The sequence below is a fragment of the Helicobacter suis genome (assembly GCF_902196125.1).
Taxonomy (GTDB): Bacteria; Campylobacterota; Campylobacteria; order Campylobacterales; family Helicobacteraceae; genus Helicobacter; species Helicobacter suis_B.
The window spans coordinates 1-2,040 of record NZ_CABIKG010000035.1; the positions used below are offsets into that span (position 1 = coordinate 1).

A 2,040-nucleotide genomic window follows, 5' to 3' on the forward strand; every position below is an offset into this window, starting at 1 on the left:
AGATTTATAAAGAGGCTAAAGCTAAGGGTTTAAGTTATATAGAGTTTAAGGCATTAAGAGAGCAAGAGAAAGCTACTAGAGCCCAAAATAACACAAGATACATTGAGTTTAAAAAGGCAGAGAGTCAAAACATTAAAGACTTGCTAGATACTAGTAAGCCCTTAAGAATGCTTAAACCGGTAGAGATCACAGATAGACTACTAGATCAAGTTAAAAAGCATAATGCTAAGGTGTGGGTAGGAGAACTCAAAGATTTAGAATTAGCCAATCAACTTAAGCTAGATACAAACAACCCTATTAAAATTACCTTTAATGGCAGTGCACTTGCCCATGTAGAAAAACAACACGGCATACATTCCATTCACTATCTTAAAAACAAACAACCACCCATAGAGATACAAGATATTAGGGATTACCCTAAAGTTGTGAATGAGGCAGATATAAGCAAGATTATAGAAAACAAAGACGGCCAAAAGCTATTAGCCAGTGCTAAACAAATCAACGGGTACTTTACGGTGATAGAAACCATTAGCACGAAACACAATGAGCTAAAGCTAAAAACCATGTATAAGGAAAATGGAGAGTGGAGTAAAAATAAAATCTTTAGTAATGACGGCAACATGGGTTTACGACTATCTAAAGATAGCGAAGACTCGCTAAGCCCTAAACCTAGTGTCAACTTAGACGCACGACCCCAAGTTACCGCCTCCAATGGTAGCAACCTCCCCCTTAAAAATCAAGATGAATTAGCCCCAGAAGTACAAGAACTTCTAACTAAAATCAAAGAGGATTGGAGCAATAAAAATTTTACGCACAACCAAACAGACTTACAAAAAGCCCTAAGCAAACATTTAGGCTTAGAAAAGGGTAATTATTCTCCTAATCTATCCGCTAAGATGAAAAAGGCTTTAAAACATAGCTATGATCAAGATAGCTTGAGTGTTACTAAGGATATTAGAATAGACTATCCCATTCATGCCACTAAAACTTTGCCCTACTTCAAAAGCGCTTTAGAAAATCCAGACTACCTACTCCAAAATCTAAGAGGTGAATTAAGTTTTATTAAAAAGATTGATTCAGATTCTTATGCGCTAGTGCAGTGGAGTAGGCGTATAGATAGCTTTGATCCTAAAGAGGATATGCCATATTGGAGCTTAGAATTATGGGATAAAGCACGGCTAAAAGGCGCGCTTGAAAATGTTAATTCAACCGATAAAATAGATTTAGAAAGGGGGTTTACTAGCAAGCAAATAGATAATGGCCAATTAGGCTTTAGCAAAGAGGAGTTAAGCAAATGGCGTTTAGAGCAATTAGAAAGAGATAAAGCCCATCAAGCTTGGGTACAAAAAGACATTGAGGACATGGTTAAAAAAGAGGCCTTAAAAGAGACTAAAGCTAAAAAGGCCAAAGATTATAACCAGCCTGAAAATATCAGTTGGGATAATTTATACAGAGTATCCACAGATCTACCCATTAATAAAAGCTTTGGCAAAAACTACACCACTTACAGGTGGAATGGCAAGAGAGAAAAGGCCATTGAAGGGCTTTTACACTTGATGTATGAAAAAACGCGCAGTAGTGGCCAAATTGCCCCCGCATTCTACAGACAAGATTTAGGCGGGGTTGATGTGTATACACAATTTGAACTTAAGGGTATTGCCGGCACTAGTGTTAAAGATCAGCCAAACAAAGGCCTAGAGTTGTTTAAAGATCAACCACAAGACTTTTTAACACCCATTTCACAAGAGGCAGTTATTAGAGCTAATAAAGACTTTCAAAAATGGCGTAACACCCATTTAGCAGACTACATTACTAAAACGATACTAGAGGGGGATATAAAAGAAGTAGCACATAATAAAATCATTCTAAGCGCTAGAAATAGCTACAACAACAAAGTATGGGACTTTGAGGCAAAAATACACTTTAGCAACAATAACGACCCTAGCCAGCCTAAGCGTTATATGCTTGAGGAGTTTAAAGTTAAGGAGTTTAAAGAAAAACCCGCATTAAGTAGGAGTAAAGAAGAGACTTCCGCTACTA

General features: G+C 37.2%; 1 pseudogene. It reads left to right on the forward strand.

Annotated features, from left to right (window positions below):
• A pseudogene (locus G6Q00_RS08100) lies at positions 1-2,040 on the forward strand (hypothetical protein); the annotation flags it as partial.